We start from the raw sequence: 19,594 nt of genomic DNA on the forward strand, positions 1-19,594 counted from the left end.
GTCCCCGCAGTCCCCGAAGTCCCAGACACATACTTAAAACATATCAAGGTGAAAACATGCAGCTGACCCGTACCGTGAAGCTCGTAAGCGCGGCGCTATTGGCGCTAGGCGCCCATGCCGCCCAGGCCAACAAGGCTGACAACTCCCTCAACATCGCCTTTGACGCGGCGCCCGCCACGTTGGACGCGTACAAGGAATCGGACCGTCCCGGCCTGGCGCTCGCGCGCATGGTCTTCTCGGGGCTGCTGCAGAAAAACCAGGACACGGGCGAATTCGGGCCGGCCATCGCGACCGGCTACAAGTTCATCGACGACACGACCATCGAACTGCCGATCCGCAAGGACGTGAAGTTTCACGACGGATCGCTCCTGACCATCGACGACGTGCTGTACACGCTGAACCTGGTGTCCTCGGAAGGCTACAAGGCGCGCTTCCAGAACCAGGTGGCGTGGATCGCCAAGGCCGAGAAGGCGTCGGACGACACGGTACGCATCAAGATGAAGACGCCCTACCCGCTGGCGCTGGAAATGCTGTCGGAGAACCTGCCGATCTACCCGCGCAAGTACTACGAGGCCAACCAGTCCGACATGGGCGCCAAGCCCATCGGCACCGGTCCCTACCGCCTGGTGGAAAGCCAGCCCGGCAGCCGCTACGTCTACGAGCGCTACGAGGATTACTTCGGCCCCAAGCCCGCCGTGAAGACGCTGGTCGTGCGGGTGCTGCCGGACGCGAACACGCAATACGCCGAGCTGCTGTCGGGCGGCCTGGACTGGATCTGGCGCGTACCGCCTGACGTGGCCAAGCGCATGGAAAAGACGCCGTCCGTCACGGTCAAGAGCAGCAGCATCATGCGAATCAGCTACATCTCGCTGAATCCGCGTTTTGACGACGGCAAGTCGCCGCTGGCCAAGCAGGAAGTCCGCCAGGCGATCAACTACGCGATCGACCGCGAAGCGATCCGCAAGGCGCTGGTCGGCGGCGCATCCAAGGTCATCAACGCCGCCTGCAATCCGGCCCAGTTCGGCTGCGCGAGCGACGTCCAGACCTACAAGTTCGATCCCGCCCGCGCCAAACAATTGCTGGCGCAGGCCGGCTATCCCAACGGCGTCACGCTGGACCTGGTGATCTCCGCCCCGCCGCGCGCCATCCTGGACGCCGCCGCCGCGCAGATGGCCAAGGCCGGCATCAAGCTCAACCTGGTCGAGCAGCAATACGGCACCGCCATGACCAACTGGCGCGACGGCAAGATCGCCATGCTGTCGTCCAACTGGGGCTCTTACGGCATCGCCGACGCCGCGCTGTCCACCAGCAACTTCTTCCGCGGCGGTCCGGACGACCAGGCCAGGAACCCCGAGGTCATCAAGCACCTGCAAACCGCGGACACCACCGTGGACCGCGACGTGCGCGCGAAGAACTACGCGGCGGCCCTGAAGATCGTGGCCGAACAGGCCTACTGGGTACCGCTGTGGAACCACTCGCTCAACGCCGTGCAGGCCAAGGACCTGAACTTCTCGGTCGACGGCGACGAGTTCCCGCGCTTCTACAAGGCCGCCTGGAACTGATACGGCCTGCCGGCCGCGCCGGCGCGCATAGCCCCTTCCGATCCGGACGTTCCGTGCGTCCGGGCGGAGCGCTGCGCGCCCGCGCCAGAGGACAAAGGTTGACCCATGATTGCATTCCTGTTCCGCCGCTTGTTCGTCGCCGCCTTGTTGGTGGTGTTCGTGTCGCTGATCAGCTTTTCGCTGGTGTTCGCGTCCGGCAACCCCGCCGCGCGCCTGGCCGGCGAAGGCAGCGCGGCCGACGCCGCCCGCCTGTCGCAACTGCACGGCTTTGACGATCCCATCCTGACGCAGTACGGACGCTGGCTGGCCGGCGTCGTGCGCGGCGACTTCGGCGACAGCCTGTACTTCAGCCGGCCCGTTGCCGAGCTGCTGGCGCAGCATTTCCCGGCGACCGCCAAGCTGGGCCTGGCCGCAATGGCGTTTGCGCTATTGCTGGCCATTCCGCTGGGCGTGCTGGCCGGGCTGCGCAAGGGGTCGCTGATCGACCGGGCCACGATGATGCTGTCCGCCTGCGCGCAGGCGATGCCGCCCTTCTGCCTGGCGTTCCTGCTGATCATCGTCTTCAGCGTGCGCAACCAATGGCTGCCGGCGTCCGGCTTCGACACCTGGAAGCATTACGTGATGCCGGTCGTGGCGCTGGGCCTGTTCGCCATGCCGGCGATGCTGCGGCTGATGAAGTCCGAGATGGAGTCGGTGCTGGCCACCGACTACATCCGCACCGCGCGGGCCATGGGCCTGGGCGGCGCAAGCGTGGTGGGCAAGTACGCCCTGCGCAATGCGCTGCGCCCGCTGGTGTCGCTGGCGGCCGCGCAGATGGGCACGCTGCTGGCCGGCTCCGTGGTGATCGAAACCGTCTTCGCCATCAATGGCGCCGGCCTGCTGGCCTGGACGTCCATCCTGCGCGGCGACTTCCCCACGATGCAGGCGCTGATCCTGATCTTTGCGCTGATCTACATCGTCCTGACCCTGGCGGCCGACCTCATCAACGGTTGGCTGGACCCCCGAGTGCGAGTCGCGTCATGAGCAATACCCTTGCCTCCCCCCTGCCCGCCGCCCCGCGCGGCGCGCGCCTGGCCCGCTTCGGCCGCAACGCGGGCCTGGCCGCGCTGGCGCTGCTGGTGCTGGCCGGCCTGATCGGCCCCTACCTGATTCCGCACGACCCGTACTCGCAGGACCTGCTGGCGCGCTTGCAGGAGCCGGTCTGGGCCGAAGGCGGCGACTGGAACCACATCCTGGGCACCGACCAGCTCGGCCGCGACGTGCTGGCGCGCGCCCTGTACGGCGTGCGCGTGTCGGCGCTGATCGGCTTGTCGGTGGCGCTGATGGGCGGCCTGATCGGCACCACGCTGGGCGTCATGGCCGGCTACTTCGGCGGCGCGGTGGACCGCGTCGTCTCGTTCCTGATCACGGCGCGGCTGGCGTTGCCCATCATCCTGGTGGCGCTGGCCGTGGTGTCGGTGGTGGGCGCCTCGCTCACCGTGGTGGTGCTGGTGCTGGGCCTGCTGCTGTGGGAACGCTACGCCCTGGTCGCGCGCACCATGGCGGCCGGACTGCGCAATGCCGAGTTCGTCACCGCCTCGCGCCTGCTGGGGTGCTCGCACCTGCAAATCATCTGGCGCGACATCCTGCCCAATCTGGTCGGCAACCTGCTCATCATCGGCACGGTGGACGCCGCGATGGCGATCACGCTGGAAGCCTCCCTGTCGTTCCTGGGCCTGGGCGTGCCGGCGCCGATGCCTTCGCTGGGACTGATGATCGCCGAGGGCAAGGAAAACATGCTGTTCCAGCCATCGCTGGTGGTGATTCCCAGCGTTGTGCTGTTCCTGCTGGTGCTGTGCGTGAACCGCGCCGGCGAAAGCCTGCGCGCCATCCAACTGAAGAAGGGGTGACCCGATGACCGCCACCCACGCTCCGCTGCTGCGGGTCCAGGACCTGCACATCGACATCCACACCCCCACGCACACCAAGCACGTGGTGCGCGCCGTGGACTTCACCCTGGAACGCGGCAAGACGCTGTGCATCGTGGGCGAATCCGGCTGCGGCAAGTCGCTGACCGCGCTGGCCCTGCTGGACCTGCTGCCGGCCGCGGCGCGGCGCCGCGTGGCGCGGCTGGAGTTCGCCGGCCAGGACCTGTCCGCATTGACGCCGGCGGCGCTGGCGCAGCTGCGCGGCGCGCGCATCGCCATGATCTTCCAGGACCCCATGACGTCGCTCAATCCGGTGTTCAACATCGGCACGCAGCTCATCGACGTGCTCCGCCGCCACAAGCGCGTCAGCCGGCGCGAAGCCGCCGAACGCGCCGAGTACCTGCTGCGCCGCGTCGGCATCGCCAACCCCGGCGAGCGCATGCGCCAGTACCCGTTCGAACTGTCCGGCGGCCTGCGCCAGCGCGTGATGATCGCGATGGCGCTGATGTGCGGCCCGGACCTGCTGATCGCCGACGAGCCCACCACGGCGCTGGATGTCACGGTGCAGGCCGAGCTGCTGGACCTGCTGCGCGACATCCAGGCCGAATTCGGCCTGGGCATGGTGTTCATTTCGCACGACATGGGCCTGGTGGCGCGCATCGCCGACCACGTCATCGTGATGTACGCCGGCGACATCGTCGAAGGCGGCACGGTGCGCGAGGTGCTGGAGCGCCCCAGCCATCCGTATACCTCGATGCTGCTCAACTGCATTCCACAGCCCGGGCGCACGACGCCCCGGGCCGACCTGGCCACGATCTCCGGCGCGGTGCCCTCCCTGGACACCCCGATCACCGGCTGCGCCTTCCGGGAACGCTGCCCGGTCGCGGAACCGCGCTGCGCGCAGCCCTTCCCGCAGCGGACGCAGGACGGCCACCGCTGCCTGTGCGTGAAACCCGGCGCCCTGCGCCATGGAGTCCCCGCATGAGCCAGCCCGCCACGCACCACACCGGCATCAGCCTGAATGCGCTGTCGTTCCAGTACGCCCGCGCCAGCCTGTTCTCGCGCCGTCCGGCGCCCCGGATCCTGCACGATATCGACCTGCACGTGCCACCCGGCCGCACCGTCGGCCTGGTGGGCGAGTCCGGCAGCGGCAAATCCACCATCGCCAAGCTGATGCTGGGCCTGCTGGCGCCCACGCGCGGCCAGGCGCTGCTGGACGGCGGGCCGCTGGCCGCGATGCCCGCGCGCACCCGCGCCCGCCGCATCCAGATGGTGTTCCAGGACCCCTATTCGTCGCTGAACCCGCGGCGCACCATCAGCGAGATCCTGACCGCGCCGCTGCGCGTGCACGGCATCGGCGATGCGGCCTCGCGCGCCGCATCGGTGCGCCGGATGATGGACGCGGTCGGCCTGGTGCCGGCCTTTGCCGGCCGCTATCCCCGCGAGCTTTCCGGCGGGCAGCGCCAGCGCGTGGCCATCGCCCGCGCCCTGATGCTGGAGCCGCAACTGCTGATCTGCGACGAGCCCACCTCGGCCCTGGACGTGTCGGTGCAGGCGCAGATCCTGAACCTGCTCATGGCCCTGCAGCGCGAGCGCGGCCTGGGCTACCTCTTCATCAGCCACAACCTGGCCGTGGTGCAGCACATCGCCGACGACATCGTGGTGCTGCAAGGCGGCCGCGTGGTCGAACGCGGCGACGCCGGCCAGGTCTATTTCGCGCCCCAGCATCCCTACACCCGGCAGCTGATCGGCGCCACGCTGGCCGTGCCGCAAGTCCAGGAGCTGGCCGCATGAACGCGCGCACCCCGCATTTCCTCTTGGTCGGCAACGACGAGAAAGTCACCTGGGACGACGGCCAGATCCGCTTCCTGGCGCCCGGCCGAGACACGCTCAGCATCTTCGACGCAAACGCCGACCCCGCGGCGCCGGCGCTTGTCGCGACGCTGGCGCTGCCGAACTCGCTGTTCGGCCCCCCGGTCAACCTGGCGGTGGCGCCCGACCAACGGTTGGCGCTGATCGCCGACTCGATGGAATGGCTGCCCCACGCGGACGGCAATGGCTGGCAGCCCGCGCCCGGCCGCGACGTCCACGTGATCGACCTGGCCGTCACGCCGCCCGCCGTCGTGCAGACCCTGCAGGCGGGCCTGCAGCCCTCCGGGCTGTCGATCAACCGCGCCGGCACGCTGGCGCTGGTGGCCAACAAGGCCGGCCGATCGGTGTCGGTGCTGCGCCTGGCCGGCGGCCGGGCCGACGTGTGCGGCGAGGTCGACATGGGCACGGCAGTGGTCGCCGTGTCCTTTGCGGCGGACGGCAGGCGCGCCTTCGTGGTCAAGACCGACACGCACCGGCTGGGCGTGCTGCATATCGATGAAAGCGGCCCGACGCCGCGCGTTTCCCACGACCCGTCCGAAGACCTGACCACCGGCCTGGTGCCCTTCAATCTCGTGGTGTCGCCCGATGGCGCGCTGGCCCTGGTGGTCGACATGGGCAGCGCCACCGCTTCCGACGGCCACGCCGATTCGGTCAGCGTGGTCGACCTTTCCAGCACGCCGCCGCGCGTGGTGGACCGCGTGATGGTCGAGGACGGCCCCGAGGGCATCGCCATCAGCCCGGACGGGCGCTACGCGGCGGTCGCCATCGTGCAGGGCTCGAACAATCCGTCCAGCGCCTGGTTCCATCATCCGCGCGGGCAGATCGTGCTGTTGCGCATCGACGGGCTGCGCGTGACGCGCGCCGGCGCCATCGAGGTCGGCGCGCTGCCCGAGGGCGTCGCCTTCAGTCCCGATAGCCGCTTTCTGTACGTCGGGAATTTCCTCGACGCCAGCATGCAGGTCCTGGCCGTGGGAGACAACGGCCTGTCCGACACCGGGACGCGCGTCGCGCTGCCCGGCCACCCCGCCTCGATGCGGGGGCAATCGTATTGAGCGGGGCCGCACCCCGCCGACCCTCCACCACCATCCTTTTCCGATCTTCCGATCCTGGAGCCTTGCCATGACCTTCGCCCACCGAAAACTCGCTTCCCTGCTCGGCGCCGCCCTGTTCGCCGGCGCCGCCCTCGCCCCGCTTTCCGCGCACGCCCTGGACATCAAGCTGGGCCACGTGCTGGCTCCCAGCCATAGCTGGAACAAGGCCGCCGAAGGCTTTGCCGCCGAGGTCAAGGAAAAGACCAACGGCCGCGTCAACTTCGTGCTGTTCCCCAGCGGCCAGCTCGGCAATGAAAAAACCATGCTGGAAGGCCTGCAGATCGGCAGCCAGGGCGCCGCCATCATCGGCTCGGGTTCGCTGCAGCCGATCGAGCCCAAGTTCGGCGTGGTCGAGCTGCCCTACACCTGGTCCACGTCCCAGCAGGCCTACAAGGCCTTTGACGGCGACCTGGGCGCGGCGCTGGCCAAGCTGGCCGACAAGAAGAACCTGACCATCATCTCGTGGTGGGAAAACGGCTTTCGCCACGTCACCAACAACCGCGGCGCGGTGAGCAAGCCCGCCGATCTGTCCGGCCTGAAGACCCGCGTGACGCCGGACAAGATGCGCCTGGACACCTTCACCGCGCTGGGCGCCAACCCCGCCCCGCTGGCCTTCGGCGAGCTCTACTCCGCCCTGCAGCAGAAGGTGTTCGACGCGCAGGAAAACCCGCTGTCGATCATCTACACCTCGTCCTTTTTCGAAGTGCAGAAGTACCTGTCGCTGACCGGCCACGTCTGGGGCCCCGCCAGCCTGATCATTTCCAAGCCGGTCTGGAACCGCATTTCCGCCGACGACAAGAAGATCGTGCAGGCCGCCGCCGACAAGTGGCGCGATGCCCAGCGCAAGATGATCAGCGACAGCGACCAGCAGCTCGTCGCCCAGCTCAAGGACAAGGGCATGCAGGTCAACGAGGTGGACAAGGCCGCCTTCGCCGCCGCCGTCGAGCCGGTCTGGAAGACCTACTCGGTCACCTACGGCCCCGAACTGATGGCGCTGGTCCAGAAGTACCGCGAGGCCAAGTAATGCTCAACCGACTGTCCGCCATCCTGTCGGGCATCAGCAAGGCCTTCGCCGCCCTGGCGGTGGCCTTGCTGGCGATCCTGATCACCTACGTGGTGTTTTCCCGCTTCGTCACCCACACGACGCCGCACTGGGCCGAGGAGCTGCCGCGCCTGGTGCTGGTGTGGTCCGCCTTCGTCGGCGGGGTCGTGTGCAGCTTCGAGCGTTCGCACCTGATGGCCGGCCTGCTGCCCTTCGTGGTGCGCAATCCGCGCGTGCTCGACGCATTCGAACGCCTGAACCAGGTGCTGATCATCGTGGGCCTGGTGGCGCTGGGCTACGCCGGCTGGCAACTGGCCGAGCTGACGATGGACCAGACCCTGCCCGCGCTCGACGTGTCCGCCGGCGCGGTGTACCTGGCGTTGCCGTTCGCCTGCGCGGTCACCGTCGTGGTGCACCTTGCGCAACTGTTCACTCCCGCTCCCGCCGTAAAGGAATAACGATGTCTTCGGGTGCTCTCTTTCTGATGGGCGTGTTCACGATCACGGTGCTGATCGACATGCCCATTGCCTTCGGCCTGGTGTTGTCCTGCCTGGCCTATCTGGCGGTCTACGATGCCGCGCCGCTGATGGTGGCGGCGCAGCAGTACGTGGTGGGGCTGGACAGCTTCACGCTGCTGGCGATTCCGCTCTTCATCCTGGCGGCCCAGCTCATGAACGGCGCCGGGCTGACCCAGCGCATCGTGCGGCTGTGCGCCGCCATCGTGGGCGACATCAAGGGCGGCCTGGCCGTGGTCGCGGTGCTGGCCTGCCTGATGTTCGGAGCCTTGTCGGGATCCGGCGTGGCCGACGTGGTGGCCATCGGCAGCCTGCTGCTTCCGGCCATGGCGCGCAGCGGCTACGACAAGGGGTTCTCGTGCGCGCTGGTGGGCAGCGCGGGCGCCACGTCCACCATCATCCCGCCCAGCATCGTGCTGATCGTCTACGGCACCATCACCGACACATCGGTGGGCAAGCTGTTCATGGCCGGCATCATCCCAGGCATCCTGCTGGGGCTGTCGCTGATCGGCGTGGCCATCTGGCAATCGCGCAAGCACAACTGGGCGGGCGGCCAGCCGTTCTCCTGGGAAGAGCTGCGCGCCGCCGCGGTCGACGCCCTGCCGGCGCTGATGGTGCCCGTCCTGATCATCGGCGGCATCCGCTTCGGCATCTTCACCGCCACCGAGGCCGCGTCCAGCGCCATCCTCTACGCCGTGCTGATCGGCTTTTTCTGGTACCGCACGCTGAGCCTGCGCTCGCTGTGGGAAAACCTGAAGTCCACCGGCGAAAGCAGCGCCTCCATCCTGCTGCTCATCGGCGCCTCGGGGCTGTTCGCCTGGGTGCTGGTGGCCGAACAGGTGCCGCAGGCGCTGTCCACGCTGCTGGTCGAATGGACCGACAGCCGCGTCGCCGTGCTGCTGGTGCTGACGGTGGTGCTGTTGCTGCTGGGCACTTTCATGGAGGCGATCCCCGTCATCATCATCGTCGCGCCAGTCGTGATGCCGGTGCTGGCCCACTACAACATCGATCCGGTCCACTTCGGCATCCTGCTGTCGATCAACATGGCGATCGGCGCCAATACGCCGCCGGTGGGCGTGGACCTGATGGCGGCCTGCAAGATCGGCGGCATCAACATGATGCAGACGCTGCGTCCGCTGTCGTGGATGATGCTGGCCATGACGGCCGTGATGCTGCTGCTGACCTTTGTCCCTGAACTCGTCCTGTTCCTGCCGAGGCACGTGCAATGACCCCTGTTTCCTCCCTGCGCCGTCCGGCGGCCCTGCGCCGTAGCTGGATGTTCGTGCCTGGCATGGATGCCGCAGCCCAGGCCGCGGGCCTGGCCAGCGGCGCCGACGCCCTGGTCGCCGACCTGGAAGAGTTCACCGCGCCGGCCGAACGCCCGGCCGCGCGCCCGCGCATTGCCGCGCTGTTCGCCGACTGCCGCGCCCAGGGCGTGGTGGCGGCCGTGCGCATCAACAAGCTGGAAGAGGACGGCCTGGCGGACCTGCGGGGCGTGATGCCCGGCGCGCCCGACGCCGTCTTTCTGCCGCATGCGGAAAGCGCCGCGCAGATCGCCGCGCTGGACCAGGCCATCACCGCGCTCGAAACGGAGCTGGGCCTGCCCGCCGGCGGCACCGAGATCGTCCCCACGCTGGAATCCGCCCTGGGCGTGCACCGCGCCTACGAGATCCTGACCGCCAGCCCGCGGGTGTCGGCCTGCCTGCTGGCGGCCGAAGACCTGACGGCGAGCCTGGGCGCGGAGCGCGGCAAGGACGGCATCGAGCTGCACCACCTGCGCGCCCGCTTCCTGGTGGACTGCACGGCTGCCGGCTGCGTGCCGATCGACTGCCCCTACAACTACCGCGACCTGCCGGCGCTGGAAGCCGACGTGCGCTGGGCGCGCCGGATCGGCCTGAAGTCCAAGTGCGCCACCGTGGCCGAACAGATCCCCGTGATCCACGCCGTGTTCACCCCCGCGCCCGCCGAGGTCTCCGCCGCGCTGGACTGCGTGGCGCGCTTCGAGGCGCAGCGCGCCGGCCGCCAGGACGCCGAGCGCATCGACCCGCCCGTCTACAACACCGCGCGCCGCCTGCTGGCGCGCCACCGACAATTCGAACAATGGGCCGCCGAGCGCCGCGCGCAGGCCGCCCTGCAACTAGGAGACTGCGCATGACGTCAGCAGCAATTCCCGAACGCAACGGCGGTCAGATCCTGATGCAGCAGTTGCGCATCCATGGCGCGCGCCGCGTATTCATGATTCCCGGCGAGAGCTATCTGCCCTGCATCGACGCGCTGAACGAGCACACCGACGCGATCGAGCCGATCGTCTGCCGCCAGGAAAGCGGCGCGGCCTACATGGCCGAGGCCTACGGCAAGCTGACCGGCGAACCCGGCATCTGCTTTGTCACGCGCGGACCGGGCGCCACCAACGCCAGCATCGGCGTGCACACCGCGTTCCAGGATTCCACGCCGATGATCCTGTTCGTGGGCCAGGTCGGCAACGACTTCATCGAGCGCGAGGCCTTCCAGGAGATCGACTACCGCCGGATGTTCGGCCAGATGGCCAAGTGGGTCGCCCAGATCGACCGCACCGACCGCATCCCCGAGTTCATCTCGCGCGCCTTCGCCGTGGCCACCAGCGGCCGTCCCGGCCCGGTGGTGCTGGCGCTGCCTGAAGACACGCTGTGGGGCCGCGCCCGCGTGGCCGACCTGCCGCGCTATCCGCGCGTGCACAGCCACCCCGGCGCCGCCGACCTGGCGCGCATGGCCGAACTGCTGGACGCGGCCGAGCGGCCCTTCCTGCTCGTGGGCGGCAACGGCTGGCGCCAGGCGTCCATCGACCAGATCGCCGGTTTCGCCGAACGCTTCGAATTGCCCGTGGGCACCGCGTGGCGCCGCCTGGAGTGCTTCGATCAGCGCCACCCCAACGCCGCCGGCCACGTCGGCTGGGCCATGACGCCCGCGCTGCGCCAGCGCCTGCGCGACGCCGACTTGGTGCTGGCCGTGGGCACGCGGCTGGGCGAGGCCACGACCGAGGGCTACACCCTGCTCGAAAGCCCGCTGCCGCGCCAGAAGCTCATCCACGTGTATCCCGACGCCGCCGAACTGGGCCGCGTGTTTTCGCCCACGCAGGCCATCGTGGCCGACGTGGCGAGCTTCGCCGCCGCCGTGGCGGGCCTTGAGCCCGGCCATGCCGCGCCGCGCGGCGACAAGGTGCGCGCCGCGCATCAGGAGCTGGTCGACAGCCTGGCGCCGCTGCCCTCGCCCGGCCCGATGAGCCTGGACGCGGCCGCCGCCTACGTGGACGCGCACCTGCCGGCGAACGCCTGCGTCACCGTGGGCGCGGGCAATTACGCGCTGTATCCGCACCGCTACCGCCGCTACGCCGGCCCGGGCACGAGCCTCACGCCCACCGTCGGGTCGATGGGCTACGGGCTGCCGGCGGCGATTTCCGCCAAGCTCGAAGACCGCCAGCGCGCCGCGGTCTGCTACGCGGGCGACGGCTGCTTCCAGATGAACATGCAGGAACTGGGCGTGGCCATGCAGTACCGCCTGGGCGTGGTCGTGCTCGTCTTCAACAACGGCATCTGGGGCACGATCCGCGCCCACCAGGAACGCGAGTTCCCCGCCCGCGCCATCGCGCTGGGCTTCGAGAACCCCGACTTCACCCAGATCATCCGCGGCTACGGCGGCTACGGCGAGGCGGTCGAGAACACCGCCGACTTCGGCCCGGCCTTCGAGCGCGCGCTGGCTTTCGCCGAACGCGAGAGCCTGCCCGCGCTGCTGGAGATCCGCTACGACGCCAACGGCATCGCGCCCGGCGAAACCCTCATGGGCATCCGCGAGGCCGCGCAAGCCCGCATCGCCCGCTCGGGCCAATGAACACACGGACCTTTTGACATGACGACCACGATTTCTATCAATGGACAGCGGCTGTGGCAGTCGCTGATGGACCTGGCCCGGATCGGCGCCACGGCCAAGGGCGGCAACTGCCGGCTGGCGCTGACGGCGCTCGACGGCCAGGGCCGCGACTTGGTCACGGGGTGGATGCGCGAGGCGGGCATGACGCTGCGCGTGGACCAGGTGGGCAACATCTTCGCGCGCCGTGCCGGCCGCAACAACGAGCTGCCCCCGGTCATGACCGGCAGCCATATCGACACCCAGCCCACCGGCGGCAAGTTCGACGGCTGCTACGGCGTGCTGGCGGGCCTGGAGGTCATGCGCAGCCTGAACGACCACGGCGTCGTCACCGAAGCGCCGCTCGAGGTCGCCATCTGGACCAACGAGGAAGGCTCGCGCTTCCTGCCCGTGATGATGGGCTCGGGCGTTTTCGCCGGGAAATTCCCGCTGGAAGTGGCCCTGTCCGCGCGCGACCACGACGGCAAGTCGGTGGCCGACGAGCTGGCCGCCATCGGCTATGCCGGCGCCGACCCCGTCGGCGGCCGCCCAGTGGGCGCCTATTTCGAGGCGCATATCGAACAAGGCCCCATCCTGGAACACGAGGAAAAGGTGGTCGGCGTGGTGACCGGCTCGCTCGGCGTGCGCTGGTACGACGTGTCCGTGACCGGCATGGAAATGCACGCGGGTCCGACCCCGATGCCGATCCGCCGCGACGCGCTCTATGCCGCCAGCTTCCTGCTGCAGGCCGTGGTGGGCATCGCCAACGACAACCAGCCCCACGGGCGCGGCACGGTGGGCGAGATCCACGCCCATCCGGGTTCGCGCAACGTCATCCCGGGCCAGGTCCGCTTCACGGTCGACCTGCGGCACGAGGACGAGGCCACGCTGGCCGGCATGGACGAACGCTGGCTCGCCGTCTGCGCCGAGGTCGCCGAACGCCACGGCGTGACGGTGGACGTCAAGCAGGTGCAGTACTTCCCGCCCACGCCCTTCGATCCGGACCTGGTGGGCAAGGTGCGCGACGGCGCGGCCCGCCGCGGCCTGCCCGCGATGGACATCGTGACCGGCGCCGGCCACGACGCGGTCTACATGGCCAGCGTCACGCCCACCGCCATGATCTTCGTGCCCTGCAAGGACGGCGTGAGCCACAACGAGATCGAAGACGCCAAGCCCGCCGATCTGGAAGCCGGCTGCAACGTGCTGCTCGACGCCATGGTGGCGCGCGCCAACGACGCGCAGGTGCGCGCATGAGCGCCCGCGACGCCACCTATTGGCGCGACCGCGCCGCGTCCCTGGCCATCGGCGGCCAGGCCTATATCGACGGCGCCTATTGCGACGCCGCCGACGGCGCCACGCTCCCCGCCACCAGCCCCATCGACGGCCGCAGGCTGGCCGACGTGGCGGCCTGCGGCCCCGCCGACGTGGACCGGGCGGTCCATTCCGCCCGGCGGGCCTTCGAGGCAGGCGTCTGGAGCGGGCTGGCCCCGCGCCAGCGCAAGGAACGCCTGCTGCGCCTGGCCGCGCTGATCGAGGCGAACCAGGAAGAACTGGCCCTGCTGGAAACGCTGGACATGGGCAAGCCGATCCGCGACGCGCTGGCCTTCGACCTGCCGGAAACCGCGCGCTGCTACGCCTGGTACGCCGAGGCCATCGACAAGATCTACGACGAGATCGCGCCCACCGGGCCGGACGCCCTGGCCACGATCACGCGCGAAGCGCTAGGCGTCGTGGCCGCGGTGGTGCCGTGGAACTACCCGCTGATGATGGCGGCCTGGAAGGTCGCTCCGGCGCTGGCCGCGGGCAACAGCGTGATCCTGAAGCCGGCCGAACAGGCCTCGCTGTCGGCGATCCGGCTGGCCGCGCTGGCCAGCGAGGCCGGCATTCCGCCCGGTGTCTTCAACGTCGTGCCCGGCCTGGGCGCGGTCGCCGGCCAGGCGCTGGGACGGCATCCGGACGTCGATTGCATTGCGTTCACAGGGTCCACCGCCACCGGCAAGCGCTTCATGGAGTATTCGGGCCAGTCGAACCTGAAGCGCGTGTGGCTGGAATGCGGCGGCAAATCGCCGCACATCGTCTTCGACGACTGCCCCGACCTGGACCGGGCCGCACAGGCGGCCGCGCTGGCGATCTTCTCGAACCAGGGCGAAGTCTGCATCGCGGGATCGCGCCTGTATGTGCAAGACGGCATCTACGATGCCTTCATGGAGAAGGTTGCCGCCTTCGCGGCGGGCCTGCAGCCCGGCGACCCGCTGGACCCGGCGACCGCCATGGGCGCCATGGTCGACGAACGCCAGATGCGCGGCGTGCTGGACCGCATCGCCGCAGGCAAGGCCGAGGGCGCCAGCCTGCGGATGGGCGGCGGCCAGGTATTGGCGGCGACCGGCGGCTACTACATCGAGCCCACCATCTTCGATTGCGCCGGCCAGGATAGTTCGCTGGTGCGCGAGGAGATCTTCGGCCCGGTGCTGGCGGCCCAGCGCTTCACGTCGGAAGACGACGCCATCCGCCTGGCCAACGACTCGGTCTACGGTCTGGGCGCGGGGCTGTGGACCGCCAACCTGTCACGCGCCCACCGCCTGTCGCGCCGGCTGCGCGCGGGGCTGGTCTGGGTCAACTGCTACGCCGACGGCGACATCTCGGTGCCGTTCGGCGGCGTCAAGCAGTCGGGATTTGGCCGCGACAAGTCGCTGCACGCGCTGGACAAGTACTCGGACCTGAAGACGACCTGGATCAGCCTGACGGTTTGAGCCGGACCATTGCCGGCTCGGGTCGCCTACCGCGGCAGCGCCGGCGCCGGCGTCAGGGGCCCGATGGGCGGTTGACCCGGCCTTGGCGGCATGGGGGGCAGCCACGATTTGGGCGCGCCCTTCAAGCCCGGCTGGTCCTGCGGTCTTGGGGAGGCCTGGGCCGGAGATGGATATCGGGACCCTGGGCAGGACGTGCCCAGGCAGTCGCGGTTGAGCTTGCCCGGATCCACGATGCGCGGACAGTCCGTGCCCAGGCAGGTGTCGGGCACGGTGCGCGCGGATGCGGGTGGTTGGGGAACGGCAGGCAGCGCATCACGCGCCATCGCGGGATGGCACCAGACCGCTGCCGACAGCGCCGCCAGGGCGACCAGGGATTTCATCGGCAGGCTCCACCGGGACGGCCCGGCCGGGTCGGCGCCGGCCGCAACGGTCGGGTCCGCCCGGATCGGGCCGGTTCATTCCCAGTGTGCGCCCTTCCCCCGCCCCTCGCAAGGCGGGGGAGTTGCAGCGTGTATCGAAGCCGCGGAAATCAATCCAGACGGATGTCCGTGGTGGCCACGACCTTGGCCCAGCGGGCACGCTCGCCGTTGAAGAACTGCGCCAGCTCGGCCGGGCTCTTGGTGACGATCTCGGCGCCCTGCTCGTTCAGTTTCGCGGCGATTTCGGGCTCGCTGATGATCTGCGCCATCAGTGTGGACAGGCGCGTGGCCACCGGGTCGGTCATGGTGGAAGGCGCCATCACGCCCTGCCAGGTGCCCGATTCGAAGCCCTTGACGCCCTGCTCCGAGATGGTCGGGATGTCCGGCACCAGCTTCATGCGTTCGCTCTTGGAAATGGCGACGGCGCGCAGTTTGCCGGACTTGATGTGCGGCAGCGTGGCCAGCAGACCGTTCATGATGATCTGCGTCTGGCCGCCGATGGTGTCGGTGACCGCCTGCGAGCCGCCCTTGTACGGCACATACTCCCATTGCGCGCCCGTGGCCTGCTGGACGGCCACGGCGGCCAGGTGCGGCGCGCTGCCGATGGCAGTGACCGCGAAGTTGATGCGCTCTTTCTTGGACAGCTCGACCAGGTCCTGCAACGTCTTGGCCGGCACGTCCGGATGCACCGCCAGCACGTGCGGCGAGTAGGCCAGCATGCCCACCGCGCGCAGGTCCTTGGACGGGTCAAAGGTCAGCTTGGTGTAGACGGACGGGCTGATCGCCAGCGCGCCCACGTCGCACAGCAACACCGTGTGGCCTTCCTGCGCCGACTGCACGACCAATCCCGCGCCCAGGTTGCCGTTGGCGCCGGGCTTGTTTTCGACGACCACGGTCTGCTTGAGCGCTTCGGACAGCCGGGGCGCCAGGATGCGCGCGATGATGTCCGACGAACCGCCGGGCGGGTAAGGCACGACGATGCGCACGGGGCGCGTCGGCCACTCGGCCGATTGGGCCCATGCTGGCACCAGCGGCGTCAGGCAAAGCGCGGCGGCGCTGCCCAGGAACTGTCTTTTGCTCGGGTTCATGCTGTCTCCACACGGTTTGGTATGTGTGCTGAAGTGTTCCGCGGCCGCGTGAGGCCGCGGTCGGGATATGCCTATGCCGCGCCGCGCGTCTCCACGTACAGGGCATAGAGCGAATGGCTGCTGGCCATGAACAGGCGGTTGCGCTTGGCGCCGCCGAAGCACAGGTTGGCGCAGCGTTCCGGGAGCCGGATGTGGCCGATGGGTTTGCCGGCCGGGTTGAAGACCATCACGCCGTCCAGCTCCTCGGGCTTGGCGTCGGGCGAGCCGTTGCTGCCCCAGCCGCACCACAGATTGCCGGCCTCGTCGCACTTGATGCCGTCCAGGGCGCCGGGTCCCTGGGCATCGATGTGCAGGCGCTTGTTGGACAGCGCGCCGTCCGCGCCCACGTCGAAGGCCCAGACCACGCGGTGGGGCTGGTGGCGCGACTCGACCACGTAAAGCACTTTTTCGTCGGGCGAAAAGCACAGGCCATTGGGCGCGGCCATGTCGCCGATCGCCAGCGTCACCCGGCCGTTGGCCGGATCGATGCGATAGACCGAGAGCGGCAGTTCCGGGGTGGCCTTTTCGCCTTCCCAGTGCCCGCCGATGCCGAACGGGGGATCGGTGAACCAGATGGCGCCGTTGCGCTGGCAGACGATGTCGTTGGGCGAATTGAAACGCTTGCCGTCGAAGCGGTCGGCCAGGACGGTGATGCTGCCGTCGTATTCCGTGCGCGTGACGCGGCGGGTGAGGTGTTCGCAGGTCAGCAGCCGGCCCTGGCGGTCGCGCGCAAGGCCATTGCTGAAATTGGACGGGTGGCGGAACACGCTGACCTGGCCGGTGGTCTCGTCCCAGCGCAGGATGCGGTTATTGGGAATATCCGAGACCAGCAGATAGCGCCCGTCGCCGAACCAGACCGGGCCTTCCAGCCAGCGAAAGCCGGTGGCCAGTTGCTCGACGCTGCTGCTGTAGATGCGGTACTTGGTGAATTCCGGATCCAGGATCCGCACCGACGGGTCCGGATACCGCTGCTGCGGGGTGAAGCTGAACGATTGCGCCTGGACCAGGCTGGCGGGTCCCAGCGCAAGCGCGGCGCCCAGCAGCCGGCGCCGGCCGGCCTGGACTTTGGGGTCAATTTCCATCGGCTGTCTCCTCTCGGTGGTTTTATTCTGCGATGGCACTGCGGATCGAAGGGGCCCCGATCAGGTCACGGGGCCGGGGTTGAACAGCGCCAGGGCGTTGTGCAGCTTGAGTTTTTCCGCACAGGTCTGCTGTTTGCCGCTGGCCACGTCCAGCATCATCTGGAAGAGCTGCCAGCCCACTTGTTCGATCGAGGCCTGGCCCGTGGCGATGACCCCGGCGTCCACGTCCATCAGATCGTGCCAGCGGCGTGCCAGCGCCGAGCGCGTGGCAACTTTGATGACCGGCACCTGCGCCAGCCCATAGGGCGTGCCGCGGCCGGTGGTGAAGATGTGCAGGTTCATGCCGGCCGCCAGTTGCAGCGTGCCGCAGATGAAATCGCTGGCGGGCGTGGCCGCGAAGATCAAACCCTTGCGCGTCAGGCGGTCGCCCGGCGACAGCACGCCATGGATCGGCGAAGAGCCGGACTTCACGATCGAGCCCATCGCCTTCTCGACGATGTTCGACAGGCCGCCCTTCTTGTTGCCCGGACTGGTGTTGGCGCTGCGGTCGGCCATGCCGCGCTGCAGGTAGGCGTCGTACCAGGCCATTTCGCGGATGAGCGCCTCGGCCACTTCCGGCGTTTCGGCGCGCGCGGTGAGCTGGTCGATGCCGTCGCGCACTTCGGTGTTCTCCGAGAACATCACGGTGCCCCCGGCGCGCACCAGCAGGTCCGTCGCAAAGCCCACGGCCGGATTGGCCGTCACGCCGGAAAACGCATCGCTGCCGCCACATTGCACGCCGACGGTCAGGTCGGACACGGGGCAGGTCTCGCGCTGGCGGGCGTTGAGCTTTTGCAGATGGCGCTCGGCGGTGCGCATGATGAGCGCGATCATCGATTCAAAGCCGATGTTCTCTTCGTCCTGCAGGACGATGGTGTCCACGCCCTCTCCGGCCATGCCATCGCCCGCCCGGATGGGAATGGCGTTGGGCGCCAGCAGGCGTTCGGGCTGCAGTTTTTCGCAGCCCAGGCTGACGACCATGGACGTGCCGCCGAAATTCGGGTTGCGGGCAATGTTGTGCAACGTGCGGATGGGAATGGCCGCGCCGGGCGCGTCGATGGCCACGCCGCAGCCGTAGGTATGCTCGATGCCCACCACGTCGTCCACGTTCGGGTACAGCGGCAGCAGTTCGCGGCGGATGCGCGCGACCGCGTGTTCCACGACGCCCTGCACGCACTGCACCGTGGTGCTGATGGCCAGGATATTGCGCGTGCCCACCGTGCCGTCGGCGTTGCGGTAGCCCTGGAAGGTGTAGCCCTCCAGCGGAGGCAGCGGCGCCACGCGGGTGGACACCGGCAGGTCTTCCAGCGTGCGTGCGGCCGGCATGGTCGTGACGCGCTCGTTGATCCAGCTGCCGCGCGGCAAGGCCTTGGCCGCGTAGCCGACCACCACGTTGTAGCGCACCACCGCGTCGCCCTCAGCCAGGTCGACCAAAGCGACCTTGTGCCCTTGCGGCACCGCGTCGACCAACTGGAGCCCGTCGGGCAGAACGGTTCCCGCGGGCAATCCGCCATCGTTGGCCACGATGGCGACGTTGTCGTCGGGGTGAATCTTGATAAGCACTGGCGCCTGCTCGACTGCAACCTGCATGTTGAATCCTTTTGCCTGATGGATGTCCCGCTGCGGACACCGTACGTTATCGTACAACCAAGAGAATATCGCTGAAAGCCTTCAGAAAGGAATTTCGGGTTTCCCCTTGTAAACGGTGCGTCTCATGGGGACACGCCTTGAATCCGGCAATTTGATGTTGTACGATGACTCACCTTTTACCACCGCATCCCGTTCGCAAGCACCCCCTCCCGCCTGCGACGGCCATTTAGGGATGAGCGCAACATGACGACTCCGCAGGAACTCAAGGGCATTGTTTCGGAAGGATTGCTTTCCTTCCCGGTGACCGACTTCGACCAGAACGGCGACTTCAACGCCAAGAGCTACGCGGCTCGCCTGGAATGGCTAGCCCCCTACGGCGCCACCGCCCTGTTCGCCGCGGGCGGCACCGGGGAGTTCTTCTCGCTCGCGCCCCAGGAATATTCCGACGTCATCCGCACCGCCGTGCAGACCTGCAAGGGCAAAGTGCCCATCCTGGCCGGCGCCGGCGGCCCCACCCGCACCGCCATCGCCTACGCCCAGGAAGCCGAGCGCCAGGGCGCCAAGGGCGTGCTGCTGCTGCCCCACTACCTGACCGAAGCCTCGCAGGACGGCATCGCCGCCCACGTCGAGCAGGTCTGCAAGTCCGTCAACATCGGCGTCATCGTCTACAACCGCGCCCAGTCGCGCCTGTCGGCCGACAGCCTGGCTCGCCTGGCCGA

Annotated in this window: 18 protein-coding genes; 14 read left to right on the forward strand and 4 right to left on the reverse strand. The window is 68.7% G+C overall.

The window, feature by feature from the left end:
* Positions 1–56 precede the first annotated feature (56 nt).
* The 13 genes from BMW75_RS02385 (at position 57) to BMW75_RS02445 (ending at position 14,618) form a co-directional block, all read left to right on the forward strand.
* Positions 57–1,562: an ABC transporter substrate-binding protein gene (locus BMW75_RS02385; RefSeq protein ID WP_092576176.1), complete on the forward strand. Its 1,506-nt coding sequence runs from the start codon at positions 57–59 to the stop codon at positions 1,560–1,562.
* Between the two features lie 105 nt (positions 1,563–1,667).
* The gene (locus BMW75_RS02390; RefSeq protein WP_076520778.1) at positions 1,668–2,585 is read left to right on the forward strand and encodes an ABC transporter permease; all 918 of its coding nucleotides are present in this window, start codon (positions 1,668–1,670) and stop codon (positions 2,583–2,585) included.
* The gene (locus tag BMW75_RS02395) at positions 2,582–3,451 is read left to right on the forward strand and encodes an ABC transporter permease (protein ID WP_092576178.1); all 870 of its coding nucleotides are present in this window, start codon (positions 2,582–2,584) and stop codon (positions 3,449–3,451) included. The genes BMW75_RS02390 and BMW75_RS02395 overlap by 4 nt, the downstream gene beginning before the upstream one ends.
* Before the next feature lie 4 nt (positions 3,452–3,455).
* Positions 3,456–4,454 (forward strand): ABC transporter ATP-binding protein, encoded by a 999-nt coding sequence (locus tag BMW75_RS02400; RefSeq protein ID WP_092576181.1) that lies wholly within the window; start codon positions 3,456–3,458, stop codon positions 4,452–4,454.
* Complete coding sequence (locus BMW75_RS02405) at positions 4,451–5,263, forward strand: ATP-binding cassette domain-containing protein (RefSeq protein ID WP_092576183.1); 813 nt, start codon at positions 4,451–4,453, stop codon at positions 5,261–5,263. Before BMW75_RS02400 ends, BMW75_RS02405 begins: the two co-directional genes overlap by 4 nt.
* Entirely contained in the window at positions 5,260–6,393 is a 1,134-nt protein-coding gene (locus BMW75_RS02410; RefSeq protein ID WP_092576186.1) for a lactonase family protein, read from the forward strand. Before BMW75_RS02405 ends, BMW75_RS02410 begins: the two co-directional genes overlap by 4 nt.
* Positions 6,394–6,460: 67 nt before the next feature.
* Positions 6,461–7,456 carry a TRAP transporter substrate-binding protein gene (locus tag BMW75_RS02415; protein WP_092576189.1) on the forward strand — a complete coding sequence of 332 codons (996 nt, stop codon included), beginning with the start codon at positions 6,461–6,463 and terminating at the stop codon, positions 7,454–7,456.
* Entirely contained in the window at positions 7,456–7,932 is a 477-nt protein-coding gene (locus BMW75_RS02420; protein ID WP_092576192.1) for a TRAP transporter small permease, read from the forward strand. Before BMW75_RS02415 ends, BMW75_RS02420 begins: the two co-directional genes overlap by 1 nt.
* Before the next feature lie 2 nt (positions 7,933–7,934).
* On the forward strand, positions 7,935–9,218 hold the full coding sequence (locus BMW75_RS02425) for a TRAP transporter large permease (RefSeq protein ID WP_092576195.1): 1,284 nt from the start codon (positions 7,935–7,937) through the stop codon (positions 9,216–9,218).
* Positions 9,215–10,144 (forward strand): HpcH/HpaI aldolase/citrate lyase family protein, encoded by a 930-nt coding sequence (locus BMW75_RS02430; protein WP_092576198.1) that lies wholly within the window; start codon positions 9,215–9,217, stop codon positions 10,142–10,144. The genes BMW75_RS02425 and BMW75_RS02430 overlap by 4 nt, the downstream gene beginning before the upstream one ends.
* The gene (locus BMW75_RS02435; RefSeq protein WP_092576201.1) at positions 10,141–11,853 is read left to right on the forward strand and encodes a thiamine pyrophosphate-binding protein; all 1,713 of its coding nucleotides are present in this window, start codon (positions 10,141–10,143) and stop codon (positions 11,851–11,853) included. Before BMW75_RS02430 ends, BMW75_RS02435 begins: the two co-directional genes overlap by 4 nt.
* Before the next feature lie 18 nt (positions 11,854–11,871).
* Positions 11,872–13,122 carry a Zn-dependent hydrolase gene (locus tag BMW75_RS02440; protein ID WP_092576202.1) on the forward strand — a complete coding sequence of 417 codons (1,251 nt, stop codon included), beginning with the start codon at positions 11,872–11,874 and terminating at the stop codon, positions 13,120–13,122.
* Positions 13,119–14,618: an aldehyde dehydrogenase gene (locus BMW75_RS02445; RefSeq protein ID WP_092576205.1), complete on the forward strand. Its 1,500-nt coding sequence runs from the start codon at positions 13,119–13,121 to the stop codon at positions 14,616–14,618. Before BMW75_RS02440 ends, BMW75_RS02445 begins: the two co-directional genes overlap by 4 nt.
* Positions 14,619–14,644: 26 nt before the next feature.
* Here BMW75_RS02445 and BMW75_RS02450 read toward each other — a convergent pair whose 3' ends face one another.
* From BMW75_RS02450 to garD, 4 genes are all read right to left on the reverse strand, one after another.
* Positions 14,645–14,998, reverse strand: a complete 354-nt coding sequence (locus BMW75_RS02450) for a hypothetical protein (protein ID WP_254791921.1) — start codon at positions 14,996–14,998, stop codon at positions 14,645–14,647.
* 149 nt (positions 14,999–15,147) lie between these two features.
* A complete protein-coding gene (locus tag BMW75_RS02455; protein ID WP_092576207.1) occupies positions 15,148–16,125 on the reverse strand; it encodes a Bug family tripartite tricarboxylate transporter substrate binding protein in 978 nt (325 codons plus the stop codon).
* A gap of 71 nt (positions 16,126–16,196) precedes the next feature.
* Complete coding sequence (locus BMW75_RS02460) at positions 16,197–17,246, reverse strand: SMP-30/gluconolactonase/LRE family protein (protein ID WP_076520763.1); 1,050 nt, start codon at positions 17,244–17,246, stop codon at positions 16,197–16,199.
* A gap of 60 nt (positions 17,247–17,306) precedes the next feature.
* Positions 17,307–18,875 (reverse strand): galactarate dehydratase, encoded by a 1,569-nt coding sequence (gene garD / locus BMW75_RS02465; RefSeq protein WP_092576210.1) that lies wholly within the window; start codon positions 18,873–18,875, stop codon positions 17,307–17,309.
* A gap of 243 nt (positions 18,876–19,118) precedes the next feature.
* On the opposite strand from garD, the gene BMW75_RS02470 reads away from it, so the two are divergent.
* A partial coding sequence (locus tag BMW75_RS02470) for a dihydrodipicolinate synthase family protein (RefSeq protein WP_175493068.1) occupies positions 19,119–19,594 on the forward strand: 476 nt, incomplete at its 3' end.

Source organism: Achromobacter sp. NFACC18-2 (assembly GCF_900108985.1).
Lineage (GTDB): Bacteria > Pseudomonadota > Gammaproteobacteria > Burkholderiales > Burkholderiaceae_B > Achromobacter.

What these genes read in the sequence shown, in the direction of transcription:
- BMW75_RS02385 (WP_092576176.1), top strand. Translation starts at nt 57, where the DNA reads ATGCAGCTGACCCGTACCGTGAAGCTCGTAAGCGCGGCGCTATTGGCG.
- BMW75_RS02390 (WP_076520778.1), top strand. Translation starts at nt 1,668, where the DNA reads ATGATTGCATTCCTGTTCCGCCGCTTGTTCGTCGCCGCCTTGTTGGTG.
- BMW75_RS02395 (WP_092576178.1), top strand. Translation starts at nt 2,582, where the DNA reads ATGAGCAATACCCTTGCCTCCCCCCTGCCCGCCGCCCCGCGCGGCGCG.
- BMW75_RS02400 (WP_092576181.1), top strand. Translation starts at nt 3,456, where the DNA reads ATGACCGCCACCCACGCTCCGCTGCTGCGGGTCCAGGACCTGCACATC.
- BMW75_RS02405 (WP_092576183.1), top strand. Translation starts at nt 4,451, where the DNA reads ATGAGCCAGCCCGCCACGCACCACACCGGCATCAGCCTGAATGCGCTG.
- BMW75_RS02410 (WP_092576186.1), top strand. Translation starts at nt 5,260, where the DNA reads ATGAACGCGCGCACCCCGCATTTCCTCTTGGTCGGCAACGACGAGAAA.
- BMW75_RS02415 (WP_092576189.1), top strand. Translation starts at nt 6,461, where the DNA reads ATGACCTTCGCCCACCGAAAACTCGCTTCCCTGCTCGGCGCCGCCCTG.
- BMW75_RS02420 (WP_092576192.1), top strand. Translation starts at nt 7,456, where the DNA reads ATGCTCAACCGACTGTCCGCCATCCTGTCGGGCATCAGCAAGGCCTTC.
- BMW75_RS02425 (WP_092576195.1), top strand. Translation starts at nt 7,935, where the DNA reads ATGTCTTCGGGTGCTCTCTTTCTGATGGGCGTGTTCACGATCACGGTG.
- BMW75_RS02430 (WP_092576198.1), top strand. Translation starts at nt 9,215, where the DNA reads ATGACCCCTGTTTCCTCCCTGCGCCGTCCGGCGGCCCTGCGCCGTAGC.
- BMW75_RS02435 (WP_092576201.1), top strand. Translation starts at nt 10,141, where the DNA reads ATGACGTCAGCAGCAATTCCCGAACGCAACGGCGGTCAGATCCTGATG.
- BMW75_RS02440 (WP_092576202.1), top strand. Translation starts at nt 11,872, where the DNA reads ATGACGACCACGATTTCTATCAATGGACAGCGGCTGTGGCAGTCGCTG.
- BMW75_RS02445 (WP_092576205.1), top strand. Translation starts at nt 13,119, where the DNA reads ATGAGCGCCCGCGACGCCACCTATTGGCGCGACCGCGCCGCGTCCCTG.
- BMW75_RS02450 (WP_254791921.1), bottom strand. Translation starts at nt 14,998, where the DNA reads ATGAAATCCCTGGTCGCCCTGGCGGCGCTGTCGGCAGCGGTCTGGTGC.
- BMW75_RS02455 (WP_092576207.1), bottom strand. Translation starts at nt 16,125, where the DNA reads ATGAACCCGAGCAAAAGACAGTTCCTGGGCAGCGCCGCCGCGCTTTGC.
- BMW75_RS02460 (WP_076520763.1), bottom strand. Translation starts at nt 17,246, where the DNA reads ATGGAAATTGACCCCAAAGTCCAGGCCGGCCGGCGCCGGCTGCTGGGC.
- garD (WP_092576210.1), bottom strand. Translation starts at nt 18,875, where the DNA reads ATGCAGGTTGCAGTCGAGCAGGCGCCAGTGCTTATCAAGATTCACCCC.